Annotated in this window: 14 protein-coding genes; 11 read left to right on the top strand and 3 right to left on the bottom strand. The window is 58.4% G+C overall.

The genetic code is table 11. From position 1 onward, the window contains the following. Positions 1-358: 358 nt before the first annotated feature. The 9 genes from RX972_RS25260 to RX972_RS25220 are packed head-to-tail and all read left to right on the top strand — an operon-like array spanning position 359 to position 7,400. Positions 359-859, top strand: a complete 501-nt coding sequence (locus RX972_RS25260) for an ureidoglycolate lyase (protein ID WP_099269985.1) — start codon at positions 359-361, stop codon at positions 857-859. Positions 860-861: 2 nt separating this feature from the next. Then, positions 862-1,761: an allantoinase PuuE gene (locus tag RX972_RS25255; protein WP_316879544.1), complete on the top strand. Its 900-nt coding sequence runs from the start codon at positions 862-864 to the stop codon at positions 1,759-1,761. 56 nt (positions 1,762-1,817) lie between these two features. Further along, positions 1,818-2,684: a substrate-binding periplasmic protein gene (locus RX972_RS25250; RefSeq protein WP_206361698.1), complete on the top strand. Its 867-nt coding sequence runs from the start codon at positions 1,818-1,820 to the stop codon at positions 2,682-2,684. Positions 2,685-2,707: 23 nt separating this feature from the next. After that, on the top strand, positions 2,708-3,379 hold the full coding sequence (locus RX972_RS25245) for an amino acid ABC transporter permease (RefSeq protein ID WP_027900514.1): 672 nt from the start codon (positions 2,708-2,710) through the stop codon (positions 3,377-3,379). A gap of 7 nt (positions 3,380-3,386) precedes the next feature. Then, a complete protein-coding gene (locus RX972_RS25240) occupies positions 3,387-4,058 on the top strand; it encodes an amino acid ABC transporter permease (RefSeq protein ID WP_099269987.1) in 672 nt (223 codons plus the stop codon). Between the two features lie 34 nt (positions 4,059-4,092). Continuing rightward, positions 4,093-5,070 (top strand): NAD-dependent epimerase/dehydratase family protein, encoded by a 978-nt coding sequence (locus RX972_RS25235; RefSeq protein WP_231668128.1) that lies wholly within the window; start codon positions 4,093-4,095, stop codon positions 5,068-5,070. A gap of 15 nt (positions 5,071-5,085) precedes the next feature. Next, positions 5,086-5,859 carry an SDR family NAD(P)-dependent oxidoreductase gene (locus tag RX972_RS25230; RefSeq protein WP_099269989.1) on the top strand — a complete coding sequence of 258 codons (774 nt, stop codon included), beginning with the start codon at positions 5,086-5,088 and terminating at the stop codon, positions 5,857-5,859. Positions 5,860-5,878: 19 nt separating this feature from the next. Next, positions 5,879-6,646 (top strand): amino acid ABC transporter ATP-binding protein, encoded by a 768-nt coding sequence (locus tag RX972_RS25225; RefSeq protein ID WP_306475057.1) that lies wholly within the window; start codon positions 5,879-5,881, stop codon positions 6,644-6,646. A 52-nt stretch (positions 6,647-6,698) separates the two neighbouring features. After that, complete coding sequence (locus tag RX972_RS25220; RefSeq protein WP_122706441.1) at positions 6,699-7,400, top strand: GntR family transcriptional regulator; 702 nt, start codon at positions 6,699-6,701, stop codon at positions 7,398-7,400. A 445-nt stretch (positions 7,401-7,845) separates the two neighbouring features. Here RX972_RS25220 and RX972_RS25215 read toward each other — a convergent pair whose 3' ends face one another. After that, a complete protein-coding gene (locus RX972_RS25215; protein WP_316879535.1) occupies positions 7,846-9,501 on the bottom strand; it encodes a VRR-NUC domain-containing protein in 1,656 nt (551 codons plus the stop codon). A gap of 157 nt (positions 9,502-9,658) precedes the next feature. Between RX972_RS25215 and RX972_RS25210 the strand changes: the two genes are divergently transcribed. Further along, positions 9,659-10,177, top strand: coding sequence for a nucleoside 2-deoxyribosyltransferase (locus RX972_RS25210; protein WP_316879533.1), 519 nt, complete (start codon positions 9,659-9,661; stop codon positions 10,175-10,177). A gap of 215 nt (positions 10,178-10,392) precedes the next feature. Here the strand turns inward: RX972_RS25210 and RX972_RS25205 are convergent, their stop codons facing one another. Together RX972_RS25205 and RX972_RS25200 are read right to left on the bottom strand one after the other, a co-directional pair. Next, positions 10,393-10,623, bottom strand: coding sequence for a hypothetical protein (locus tag RX972_RS25205; protein WP_027900508.1), 231 nt, complete (start codon positions 10,621-10,623; stop codon positions 10,393-10,395). Between the two features lie 96 nt (positions 10,624-10,719). Then, complete coding sequence (locus tag RX972_RS25200) at positions 10,720-11,622, bottom strand: LysR family transcriptional regulator (RefSeq protein WP_099269991.1); 903 nt, start codon at positions 11,620-11,622, stop codon at positions 10,720-10,722. Between the two features lie 118 nt (positions 11,623-11,740). Between RX972_RS25200 and RX972_RS25195 the strand changes: the two genes are divergently transcribed. Next, entirely contained in the window at positions 11,741-12,829 is a 1,089-nt protein-coding gene (locus RX972_RS25195; RefSeq protein WP_316879531.1) for an AbrB family transcriptional regulator, read from the top strand. The last annotated feature ends 70 nt before the right edge of the window (positions 12,830-12,899 follow it).

The following is a 12,899-nucleotide window of genomic DNA, read 5'->3' as shown; positions in this document are numbered from 1 at the left end:
CTGTCGTTGGCTTCTTAAGAATGCCACCGTGGCGCTACTGACGCCTCGGCTTGGGCGAGTCCATCCAATTACGAGATCCCGATATTTCAGTGACTTATGTGCTCGTGCGCTCCTACAGGTCCGTGGTTGCTCCAGCAGCATGGCCCATGACTCAAAGCAGCGCACTGCCTGCATTTGCTGGTGCACATCCCCCTGGAAAATTCCACTCCCACCTTCCCAAAAATATAATAAAACTCATATAAATCAGTCACTTATAATAACTTTATAGACCTTGGCATCAAATCTGCTTTATCGAGATACAAGTGGGATACCACCTGTATCCAGAGATAAACTCTCGTTGATCAAGGCCTTCCAGCTCATGAGTTCTCCGTCAGCCTGCCCGACGCAGGTGGTATTAAAGCCGCTCACCGCAGAAGCATTCGCACCCTTTGGAAATGTCCTCCAACTGGGTGATGGACCGCGTCGTCAGCATGTCACTGGCGCCGTTGAACGCACCGACCATGCCCGCAAGCCACAACTGTGGATCGCCACCGTGCAACAGGCGGTGACCTTGCCGCTGACACTGAAGGCACTGGAGCGCCATCCTTTCTCGGCTCAGACATTTATTCCCCTCAACGCCTGTCCTTATCTGGTTGTGGTTTGCCACACCGATGACAGTGGCCTGCCCGACCTGCACACCTTGCAGGCGTTCCGCGCCAGCGGAGATCAGGGCGTGACCTATAAGCGCAACGTCTGGCACCACGGTCTTTCAGTGCTTGAGGCACGTGCCCAGTTCGTGGTGTCCATGGCCTTCACCGGGGAACAGAACGACGACGTCTTTACTCCGCTGCAAACGCCCATCGAACTGCTGGAGGCTTGAAACTGATGACACAGCACACCCGTGACTTCATCGGCTATGGCGCTAACCCGCCGCATCCGAACTGGCCAGGCAGAGCGCGGATTGCGCTGAACTTCGTGATCAATTACGAGGAAGGTTCGGAGCCCTCCATCGATGACGGTGACGGGTTTACCGAATCGGGCCTGACTGAAGGTGGAGCCGGTTCGTTCGAGGGGCGTGATCTGGCCGCCGAGTCAATGTTCGAATACGGCAGCCGGGTGGGTTTCTGGCGTCTGGCCCGCCTGCTCTCGGAACGCGGCATGCCCGCCACGGTTTATGGCTGTGCACTGGCGCTGGAGCGCAACCCCGACGTGGCTCAAACCATCCGCGATCTCAACTACGACGTCTGCGCCCATGGCTGGAAGTGGGAACGCCATCAACTGCTGAGCGAAGCCGAAGAGCGCGAACGCATCCGGCGCACAGTGCAAAGCATCACTGAAACCACCGGCGAGCGTCCTTATGGCTGGTATTGCCGTTATGGCGCCGGGCTCAATACCCGACGCCTGCTGATGGAAGAAGGCGGCTTTCTGTATGACAGCGACGCCTATAACGACGAACTGCCCTACTGGCACCGTGCTGACTCAAAAAACCACCTGATCCTGCCTTATAGCCTGGCAAACAACGACGCCAAGTTCATTCGCGGCGGCATGAGCACCGGGCAGCAGTTTTTTGAATACCTGCGCGACAGCTTCGACATGCTCTACGCCGAAGGCCTGACCGCGCCGAAGATGATGTCGGTGGGCTTGCATACGCGAGTGGTCGGCCACCCGGGTCGCGCCGCCGGACTGGCGCGCTTCCTCGACTATGTGCAACAGCACGATCGGGTCTGGGTCTGCCGCAGGCTCGACCTCGCCCGACACTGGTACGCCGAACACGGCGCCTGACCTTACCCATTCACCTTTAAAGCTCTTACCTTCAAAGACAGGACGACCCCGTGGCCATGAATCGAATATTTCGCAAGGCGCTGTTGATCTGCACTTCCAGCCTGATGCTGGCATCCGCCGGATTGCATGCAGAGGAATCTGAACACCCACAGGACAAACCCCTGATCGTAGGCAGCGACTTTGGCGTGGCCCCGTGGATCATGCGCGGCACCAGCGGCCCGGAAGGTTTCGGCGTCGACCTGGTAAGCGAGATCTCCAAGCGTCTGAAGCGTCCGGGTGTCGAGATCGTGGATATCAACTTCTCGGGGCTGTTCGCCGGACTGTTCTCCAAGCGCATCGAGTTCACCGTCAACCCGACCACCATCACCGCCGAGCGCTCGGAGCGGATGTTGTTCTCGCAACCGATCATGTCCACCGGCAACGGCTTCATGGTTAAAGCGGCCAACGACATGAAAGGCTTCGATGACCTCAAGGGCAAGGATGTGGCGGTCAATCGCGGCACCATGTCCGACACATGGGCCACTGCGAACGCCGAGAAGTATGGATTCAACGTGCAGCGCTACGACACCTTCCCCGATACCGTTCAGGCGTTGATGACCAACCGCGCGTTCACGGCCATCAACGAAGTACCAACCACTGTCTATGCCGCCAGCAAGAACAAAGCGATCAAGGTGGCCTTCAAGGACCTCAGTTCGCCGCGCAACTTCGGCTACGCCTTCCGCCTCGACAACGAGGAGTACCGCAACAAGGTCGACGACGTTATCAAGTGCATGAAAATGGACGGCACCATGGCCCGCCTGCACGAGAAATGGTACGGCGCGAAACCTGAAGACGGCTCGGCGGTGACCACGGTCTATCCAGGCTACGGCGCTCCGGGCTTCAAAGGCTACGTCGCGACGTCCCCGGCACCGGTATGCAACTGAAGCAGGCTAAAGGCGAAGTTTGAATGGAAGCGCTGATCGAAAACTTCTTCAATCTGCCAGTGATGGTGGGCGCCCTGCCCGCCATGCTGCCGGGGTTCGGACTGACTGTGCTGGTGTCGTTGCTGGTGATTGTCTTCGGACTGACCTGCGGCCTGGCCCTGGCGATTCTGCGCTCGCTGCAACTGCGTGGGGTCAACGGGCTGATCACCTTCTACGTCGATGTGTTCCGCACCTTGCCGCAGTTGGTGATCATCATCTTCCTGTACTTCGGCATGCCTTACATGGGCGTGACGCTGTCGCCACTGGTGACAACCGTGCTGGCGCTGGGCGCTGTGCTGTCGGCGTTTGCCTGCGAGATCTTTGTCTCTTGCATGCAAGCGTTACCCAAAGGCCAGACCGACGCTGCAAAGGCGTTGGGTTTCGGCCGGTTACGCACGCTGTTCATGATCGTGTTGCCACAGGCGATCCGCATGGCCGTGCCATTGTTGACCAACCGGGCGATTTCCATCAGCAAGGGCACCGCGCTGGGCACGGCCGTGTCGCTGCCGGAAACCCTGGGTCAGGCCCAGAGTTACATGTCCATCGTGGCCAACCCGTCACCGCTGACCCTGGCGGCCGGGTTCTATCTGCTGTTGTTCATCCCGCTGGTGATCCTGAGCCGCTGGCTCGAACACTCCAGCCACAAAGGTCGCTGATATCGCCATGGATATGTTTCTCGAAAACTTCGCCAACCTCGATTCGCTGCTGATGATCTATCCGCTGCTGCTTCAGGGGCTGAAACTGACCTTTCTGTTGAGCATCGTCACCCTGCCCCTGGCGCTTCTCGCCGGTCTGCTGCTGGCCATTCTCTACAGCTTCGATATTCGGGCCCTGCGCGGAGCAGTGCTGGTCTATATCGACATTTGTCGCTCGTTTCCAGTGGTGGTGCTACTGGTGCTGATTTACTTCGGTCTGCCTTCCGTGGGCTGGCAGATCAGTGGGTTCAACGCCGCGGTGCTGGCCATGGTGCTCAACCACTCCGGCTACTTTGGCGAAATCTTTCGCACCGGGGTCAAATCGATCCCCCAGGGTCAGTACGAAGCCGCTCGGGCCTTGGGTTTTCGCCCACTCCGGCTGGCGGTGATGATCGTTTTGCCCCAAGCGATCCGTAATGTGTTCGCGCCTCTGGCGGGCAACTCTCTGGAACTGGTGAAAACCACCTCCATCGCCGCGATGGTGGCGCTGCCCGAGCTACTGCGCTCGGCGCGAGTGGCTCAGGAACAGACTTACAACCCCACGCCCTTGATGGCCGCAGCGCTGATCTTCTTTGTGCTGCTCTGGCCGTTCGCCCGCTGGGTCGCCCGCCTGGAACGCCGGATGCTGGTCACTCGCTAAGTACGTTCGTCCTTCCCAACTTTCAGGAGCAGTCATGGCGACTCTCATCACTGGCGGCAGTGGTTTCATCGGGCTGGCACTGGCCGAACAACTGTTGCGCAACGGACAACCCGTGGTGCTCTTCGATCGCCAGCCAGCGCCGTCGGCATTGCTGGACGCCTTGCCCAAAGGGGTCGTGGAACAGGTCACGGGCGATATTCGCGATGTGGCCTTGTTAAAAAGCGTCATGGCGCAGCATTCGGTTGATCAGGTGGTTCACGCCGCCGCGATCACCCCGGACCTGCAACGCGAGACCCGCGATGCCAGCACCGTGCTGGACGTCAATATCAATGGCACCGTCGCGCTGGTCCTGGCCTGTACAGAGCAACCGTCAGTACGCCGGATGCTGTTGGTGAGTTCGGTAGCGGTTTACGGCTTTGCGTCGCCACCCGGGCCTACATACCGCGAGGATCAGGCCTGGCCGCAGCCCACCGGCCTTTATGGCATCAGCAAACTGGCTTCTGAACACATTTCACTGCGCATGGCCGAGCTGCATGGCCTGGATCTTTGCATCGCGCGGCTGGGCCCGGTGTTTGGCCCTTGGGAATACGCAACCGGGGTTCGTGACATGTTGAGCCCCCACACCCAGACCCTTGAAGCAGCTCTGAATCATCAGGAAGCCTGCCTGCCGCACAGTCTGCTGGCCGACTGGATCTATTCCCGTGACGCAGCTGACGCTCTGGCAAGGCTGCTGACCAGCACAACCCTCAAGCACAGGCTCTACAACGTCGGCGGCGAGGTTCAGACCGACCTGCCGCAATGGTGCGGGCACCTGAGCGAACGCTGGCCGACCTGGTCCGCGCGCCTCGCGCAGCGCCCGGAAGACGCCACCGTCCGGTATGGACTGCCCGGCACCCGTCCAGCGTTATCCACCGAGCGTCTGCGCCAGGACACCGACTGGTCTCCCGCCCATTCCCTGGCCGAGGCCGCAACCGACTACCTGCACTGGCGATCACAGATCGCTGCCAGCTAACTGGAGAATTCCGGCATGGGCCGTCTTACTGATAAATCGATCCTCATCACCGGTGCCTCGTCCGGCATCGGCCGCGCCATCGCAATACGGTTTGCCGCCGAAGGCGCTCGCCTTTTACTGGCTGACCTCAGCACCACAGTGCGCGAAGGCGGAACCCCGACCATCGACCTGTTGCGCGAGCAAGGTTGCGTCGCCGATCACGTCGACATGGACGTTTCATCAGAGGCCGATGTCCAGCGCGCTGTCGATGCACTGATTGAGCGGGACGGCAAAATCGACGTGCTGGTCAATGACGCCGCCGTCAGCGTTGGCAAACCTTTGACCGAAACCAGCCTGGAGGAATGGAACCGGGTCATCGGCGTCAACCTCACCGGCGTGTTCCTGATGTCACGCAAAGTAGTCGAGGCGATGCTCAAACAGCCCGAGCTCGATGGTGTGCGCGGTCGTATTGTCAATATTTCTTCGCAACACGGCATGGTGGCCTGCCCACAGGATGTCGCCTATGGGACCTCCAAGGCCGGGGTGGTCTATATCACCCGGCAGATCGCCGTGGATTACGCCGCTCAAGGCATTATTTGCAACGGCGTGGCACCGGGGAAAATCCTCACCGGCAAGACCGGCCGGGCCATCGCCCCGGAAATGCTCGCGTACTCACAATCGCGCACCGCCCTGCCACGTCTGGGTCGCCCTGACGACGTAGCCAATGCCGCGCTTTTCCTGGCCAGTGACGAAGCAACGTTTATCACCGGCGAGAACCTATTGGTCGATGGCGGCTGGATGGCTGGCTGATCGCAGAGGATTACCTTCAATGAACACCGCAACGAACACAGCAATGACCAGCCCGGAACCCATGATTCAGATGATCGGCGTGAACAAGTGGTACGGCGAATTCCAGGTACTCAGGAACATCGATTTTCATGTCAATCCCGGGGAGCGCATCGTGGTGTGTGGCCCGTCCGGCTCTGGCAAATCGACCATGATTCGCTGCATCAACCAACTGGAAGAACACCAGAAAGGCCGCATCGTGGTCGATGGTCACGACCTGAATGCCAAGACCAAAAATGTGCATCAGGTGCGTCAGGAAGTCGGCATGGTGTTCCAGCAGTTCAACCTGTTCCCACACCTGACGGTATTGCAAAACCTGATGATTGCCCCGGTGCAGATTCGTAAACTGCCCAAGGCCGAAGCCGAAGAACGCGCCCGGCATTATCTGGAGCGCGTACATATCGCTCACCGTGCCGACCATTACCCGTCGCAGCTTTCCGGCGGCCAGCAGCAGCGGGTGGCAATTGCCCGGGCGTTGTGCATGAAACCCAGGGTCATGCTGTTCGATGAGCCGACCTCCTCCCTCGATCCGGAAATGATCAAGGAAGTGCTGGATGTGATGGTAGATCTCGCCAAGGAAGGCATGACCATGGTCTGCGTCACCCATGAGATGGGCTTTGCGCGCACCGTGGCCGACCGCGTGGTATTCATGGACGCCGGGGAAATCGTCGAGCAAAGTGCGCCGGAGCAATTCTTCAGCGCACCGCAAACCGAGCGGGCGCGGCTGTTTCTCGGCAATATATTGCATTGACCTCACATCGACGAGCAGTGATCGCAAACCGTATGCATAAGCAGGAAGCACCATGAACGATCTTGACGCTTCAGTTACCGAAGAAGGCAGCAGTCGGCGCCCCAGCGGCACCAGCCGCCGCCCGGCCGAGAGCGTGACCCGGCAAACCTATCAGGCCTTGTTCGATCTGATTGCCAGTCGGCACCTGGAACCGGGCGATCTGATTGAAGAACGCAAGCTCGCCGAGCGCTTTGAAGTCTCGCGCACTCCTATGCGCGCTGCGATCAGCCGACTGTTGGGCGAAGGCGTTCTGCAACTGCTGCCCAATGGCCTGCTGGTGGTTCGCGAAGTGGACATCACTGAATACCTGGAACTACTCTCGATCCGGCTGATGCTGGAAAGCGAAGCGGCGGCCCTGGCAGCGACGAATATCCCCCTGGCGCCGCTGGACGAGATCGAAAGACGTTTGCAGGAGGTTGTCGCCCGGCCGTCACGGGAAAATGAAGGCTTGTATCTGGATGACGACATTCATGTACTGATTCTTGCCCATTGCGGCAATCAGTCCCTGAGCCATTTCATCCGGGAAATCCACAAACGCATCCGTATGCGCAACCTCACCCGCATCCCCGAGCGCTTCCTGCCTGCCTGTCACGAACACCTGGCGCTGGTGGCTGCACTCAAGGCGCGTGACCCGGAACAAGCCCGGCAATGCATGCTCGCTCACCTGAACAGTGCGCGGGACAGCTTTCTGGAATCGGTGGGTATCAAGCGTTGAAGACGTGGCACGACATTGAGCGCGTCGCCAAGCAAACACAGGATCTGTAGGAGCTCACGAGCACCGCGAGGCAGCGATGGCGTCCTGCCTGATACACCGCCATCGCGGCCTCGCGGTGCTCGTGCGCTCCTACAGAAAAGTATTCCATCAGATAGTTTTAGTTTGTTTGATAAGAGCCATCTTTGTTAGCGCGGCATAGTGTCAGGCTCTCGATTTCGCGAACAAGTTCGCTCCTACCCAGACTGTGTGAAAACGTAGCGAGCGACGGCAAGACAAGGCAAAAACAGGCGAAAAACGGCCGGGGTCGCGTCCGACTCTAGTGTTCTAAATGAGCATTTTTCGCCTGTTTTTAACGCAGTATTGTGCGCGTAGCAACGAAGTTGCCCAGCCTGTAGTAGTTTTCACACAGTCTGTACCGGAGATCGCATCTGCATTTCCGTCTTGGCTAAGCCGGGATAGCGTTCTCTTCCCACTGCACATAACACACCACCACCGGCATAGCGTGTTCGGCGCAGAAATCCAGCCAGCGCAGCTGGTTATCCTGCAGGCGGTCGCCGGGGCCTTTGACTTCGATCATTCGGTAACGGCGCTCGGCCGGGAAGAACTGGATCAGGTCCGGCATGCCGGTCCGGTTGGCTTTGATATCCAGCAGCAGGCGGCGGAACCAGTGACGCAGATGCTCGACCGGTAAACAGTGCAGCGCTTGTTCAAGCAGTTCGGGCGTTAACGTGCCCCAGAAGACGAAGGGTGATTGCAGGCCGGACTTGCTGCTGTAGTGATGGCGAACAGTGTCCTGCCACGTGTCGTCGTCCAGTTGCGCCAGACAGGCATCGAACAGCGCCACGCGACGCTGATAGAAATCAGGGCTGTGCAAATCGCTGGGGCCGCTGTGGAACGGGTGGAAGAACGCACCTGGCAACGGCGCAAAAATTGCCGGCCAGCACAGTAAACCAAACAGTGAGTTGATTAGCGCATTCTCGACGTAGTACACCTCGCTGCCCTCTTCAGCCAGATGCAGCTGGATCATCTGTTCAACGCTCATATCCGCGCGTAGATCAACGCTCACATCCAGCCGCTCGACTTTACGTGTCACTCGGCGGACCTTATCGATAAGGCCAAGCTTGCGTTGCAGCCGTGGTAACACTCGACGTGCATGCTGCAATTCAGCATCGCTTTGCGGAGCGGCCTGAACCTGTTCAAGCAACGTCAGGGCAGCCTGATAGTCTTCGCATCGCTCCAGCACCCGAACACGCCGGGACCTGGCACCGGGATAGTTGCTGCGCTCGTACACGCTCAATGCCAACGACCAGTCCTGCTCCCGCTCAGCCTGCTGGCCGATCTGGTACAGCGTCTTGCTACGCCGCATTTCCAGCCAGGGATTACCCGTGTCAATGGCCAGCGCCCGGGTCGCCAGCACTTCCAGCTCACCGCCCTCATCAAGCGCCTGACGGCAGGCGTGCAGCTCAAGGCAGGTATCGATGTCCGCGCGGTCATTGATGGTTCGTGAGTCCAGCGAAAACTCAACCTTTTCATAACGATAAACGCCCAGATCAGCGAGGACGAACTCGGACCACTCCTGATAAAGATTGCCGAAATACAGCAATCGCAAACGGTCACAGAGCGGCATGACCTTGAGGGCGAAAATCGTTTCGTCGAGCCCTGCATGCCAACTGTCCAGGGTCTGTGCGGCCTGATGAAACGGTTGCAGCAGCTCCAGCAGCTCGTGCTTTCGCTCGGTGCCGCGGATGCCATGGGCCTTGAAACAGGCAGCCAGCTCGGCCTTGCGCAACAGGATAAACAGCTGTTCCAGATTGAGCGCCGGGCGCGGATCAACCCAGCCGTGTAACAGTAGCGGCTGCACCGCTTCCAGCGTGTCGCCCAGTTCCGGATAACTGAGCTTGCTGGCCCGAAACAGCTCGCCCTTGCGCATGACCATACGCACCAGCAAACCCTGCGCTGCTTGCGGCAGTTGCGCAAAGCACTCGATGAATTGCTGTTCTTCCTTATCAAGCAAATCCGCGTAGCGCCGGGCAATCCAGCCCAGCACCTGGCGGAAGTTTTCAAGGTAGTAGAACGGGTTTTCCAAGGGTGACGTATTCACGGCAACGCTACGCAACAAGACCAGACATGTGCGCAAGGATACTGTTTATCCGTACAGATTCCAGCGTTGAATAAATCGCCTGATAAATGGTCTGCGATATCGTAATGCGTGAAGCGATAGAATCAACGCACGTTAACTGTCACGCCGGAGATCGATCATGCTGATCACTACCGCCCCACGGGTTTATCTGGCCGGGTTTGATGTGTTTCGCAAAGATGCCATAGAGCACGGCCAATACCTCAAGGCCTTGTGCACCGCCCATGGCCTTGAAGGCATGTACCCTTTCGATAACGAAGTCCCCACCGGGCTCTCTGCTCAGGAAACTGCGCAACTGATCTGCTCGATGAATATCGCCATGATTCAGCGCGGCACGGCGGTGCTGGCCAACCTGAATGTGTTCCGCGGTCTTGAGCCGGATTCCGGGACGGCGTTTGAAATTGGCATGGCCATCGCCCTGAACAAGCCGGTATGGGTTTACTTTGATCCGGTGGAATCACTTCGGGATCTGGTGCCCCACGACCTGAATGGCTACGACGAACACGGCTATCTGGTGGAGGATTTTGCGCTGCCCAGGAACCTGATGCTGGCGTGCACGTGGGCGGGTTCCAGTTCGACAGTGGAGCTGGCGGTTGAGGCGCTGTCGCTGTATCTAGCCCGAAAAGTGTCAGATCTGTAGGTGTTCCCTGTCACCGAGCGGTCTCGCGGTAAACAGAGGACACGTGGGACGCTCGGGGTGGCCGTCCACTTTATCCGGGAAGACCGCATTCCTGACGATAAAAATGCGGCGAACGTAATGGCCTCTTCCCGAATAAAGTCGGTCCTACCGGTTCTGTATGAATTCAGATAATTACAATTTGTTCGGCGAGAGCTGCCGACGTGCGCCCGGAGCTCTTAATTCACCGAAGAAGAACCCACATCGCTGCTGAAAATCGGATCAAGCTTATCCGAGTCACTGAACTCGTCCAGACCCAGCACATCCAGGTCGAGATAAGCTTCCGGGTCGGTATCTTCATCAGCGTCGGCGTCATTCAATGGCGACTGATCACCTCCGAACTGATGGTCGATGCGCGCAAAAAACGGCTGCTGAGCAACTTGCGTATAAAACGGTGAATGTGTCTGCATCTACTGCTCTCCTGATCATTTCCCTGTACCAGCGCTACCAACGAGCCCGCGTAAGCACAGGCTAACCCAGCCTGTAGGAAAATGGAGCTACCCGCGTCAGTTCCAGCTCAAAAATTCTTCGCTGCTGTCACGCAGCATCTGCACCATGGCTTGCGCGGCAGGCGACAGATAGCCGCCTTCACGGACGGTGCAGCCAATGGTGCGCTTCATCGTCGTTTCCTTCACGACCACTTCACGCAACTGTCGCATGTTGTTGCCAAATTCGAGGGTCTCCCGGGCAGTGAAACTCAACAGGCTGGTGCGTTCGATCAAACCGGGCAATAACGGGATCGAATTGGCCTCGATCTGAACCACAGGCAACGGCAACTGCTGCGCACTGAACGCCTGATCCAGCCATTTGCGCGATGAAACGCCGGTTGGCGGTAGCACCCAGCGATAAGCGCACAGGTCAGCCATGCTGTACCGGCTTTTGAAGATCGGATGATCCTTGCTGGCGATCACCACCGCTTCGTCCTTGAGAATCGGAAAACTCTCGAACTGCTCGTCGTCGGTGATCAGCGAGCAAATGATCATGTCCAGTTGCCCGGAACGCAGGGACTCACGTAGCAGGTCGTCCTGGCCGATGACCATCTTCAACGTCACGTCCGGCGAACGCTGCAGCAGTGCCGACGTCAATTTCGGCAGCAGGTATTCAGCCATGGTAGACGCACAACCGACACGAATATTTCCCACGGCACCGCTGGCGAAATCGCGAACCTCGCGCTGGGTCTGGGCGATGCTCTGCTGCAGAACCTTGCCCCTTGCCTGTAAAAGTTCACCCACCGGAGTCAGCTTGATCCGCCGTCCATCGCGCTGGAACAGTCTGGTGCCGAAAGACTCCTCCAGCCGCTGGATGCTTTTGGTCAGCGCAGGCTGGCTGCGATTGAGTTTTTGCGCCGCTCGACCCAGATGGCCCAACTCGGCAATCGTTTCAAAATAAGCAAGATCGCGAAGATCCATAATTCATCAACCAAAGTTATCAATTCATGACTATTAGAAAATAGACTTGATCGATTGAAGTGTCGATACTCTTGTCGTACGAGCGTCCTGTCTCGCTCGCCTCGCGGAGCCCACCCCCTTGTCACGCGCCTCTTGCTTTTCGCTGCACACCTTGCCCAAACCCATTCAATGGGCAGCCCTGATTCTGGTCGCAGGGGCTGTCGGCCAACTCCTCAAATACTGGCAAATGCCCGCCGCATTGTTTCTCGGCCCTATGCTGACCGCCATCGGCTTTGGGGTGATGGGCGCGAATATTCGCTTGCACAAAAATCTGTTTCGCCTAAGCCAGGGCACGGTCGGCGTACTGATTGCCCACTCGATGACCATGGCGGTTCTGATAACAGCCCTGCATTCCTGGCACGTCATGCTGTTTGCCACAGCACTCACGGTCATTCTCAGCGCTGGCGTCGGTTTATGCCTGGTGCGCTACGCCGGGATCGCGGGCAGCACCGCCGCCTGGGGCACGTCACCGGGTGCCGCATCGGCGATGGTCGCCATGTCGGAAGATTACGGCGCCGACTCGCGGGTCGTCGCCACCATGCAGTACGTGCGGGTAGTCTGCGTCGTGATGGTCGGTGCGGTGGTCAGTCGGCTGATCGGCGTGGAAGGCGGCGGCACTGAAGTCCATAGCGCAGACATCGAGCTGGAAGGCATGAACTTGCTGAACTTCGCCTTGAGTCTTGCGGTGATCGGAGTCGGCATCATCGTCGCCGGTAAAATCCCTGCGGGTGCCTTGATGGGGCCACTGCTGATCGGTGGCGCTCTGCAGTTGAGCGGTCTCCTGCAAATCACCCTGCCCTCGTGGATGCTGACGCTGGCCTATGGCGCAATGGGCAGTTACGTTGGCCTGCGCTTCGACCGCCCCACCATCAAGTACGTCTGGCGTCGCATGCCGGCAATGATTCTTGGCTCAATGCTGCTGATCGTACTCTGCGCACTGTCAGCCTGGTTGATTGCGGTCATGCTGGACAAGGATTATCTCTCGGTTTATCTGGCCACCAGCCCCGGCGGTCTGGATGCCATGGCGATCATCGCCATCGACACCCAGTCAGACGTCGGCTTTGTGCTGGCCATGCAGACCTTGCGCCTGATCGGCGTGATCCTTACGGGCGCGTTCTTCGCCCGGCAGATCATACGGCTGACCGACAAGAGCGCGACTTCTCACTGAGTGTCTGTAATCCATTGAATCTATCGCGCTGGTCCCTCTCAAACAGCTAATCACTGCGTCTTTGAGAGGA

The organism is Pseudomonas syringae group sp. J309-1 (assembly GCF_032582135.1).
Lineage (GTDB): Bacteria > Pseudomonadota > Gammaproteobacteria > Pseudomonadales > Pseudomonadaceae > Aquipseudomonas > Aquipseudomonas quasicaspiana.
Note: the sequence above shows the minus strand (reverse complement) of the source record. Positions and strands in the feature narration are given on the sequence as shown.

Bases quoted from the DNA above. Each gene is read 5' to 3' on its own strand.
- RX972_RS25260 (WP_099269985.1), top strand. From the start codon at position 359: ATGAGTTCTCCGTCAGCCTGCCCGACGCAGGTGGTATTAAAGCCGCTC.
- RX972_RS25250 (WP_206361698.1), top strand. From the start codon at position 1,818: ATGAATCGAATATTTCGCAAGGCGCTGTTGATCTGCACTTCCAGCCTG.
- RX972_RS25245 (WP_027900514.1), top strand. From the start codon at position 2,708: ATGGAAGCGCTGATCGAAAACTTCTTCAATCTGCCAGTGATGGTGGGC.
- RX972_RS25240 (WP_099269987.1), top strand. From the start codon at position 3,387: ATGGATATGTTTCTCGAAAACTTCGCCAACCTCGATTCGCTGCTGATG.
- RX972_RS25235 (WP_231668128.1), top strand. From the start codon at position 4,093: ATGGCGACTCTCATCACTGGCGGCAGTGGTTTCATCGGGCTGGCACTG.
- RX972_RS25230 (WP_099269989.1), top strand. From the start codon at position 5,086: ATGGGCCGTCTTACTGATAAATCGATCCTCATCACCGGTGCCTCGTCC.
- RX972_RS25225 (WP_306475057.1), top strand. From the start codon at position 5,879: ATGAACACCGCAACGAACACAGCAATGACCAGCCCGGAACCCATGATT.
- RX972_RS25220 (WP_122706441.1), top strand. From the start codon at position 6,699: ATGAACGATCTTGACGCTTCAGTTACCGAAGAAGGCAGCAGTCGGCGC.
- RX972_RS25210 (WP_316879533.1), top strand. From the start codon at position 9,659: ATGCTGATCACTACCGCCCCACGGGTTTATCTGGCCGGGTTTGATGTG.
- RX972_RS25205 (WP_027900508.1), bottom strand. From the start codon at position 10,623: ATGCAGACACATTCACCGTTTTATACGCAAGTTGCTCAGCAGCCGTTT.
- RX972_RS25200 (WP_099269991.1), bottom strand. From the start codon at position 11,622: ATGGATCTTCGCGATCTTGCTTATTTTGAAACGATTGCCGAGTTGGGC.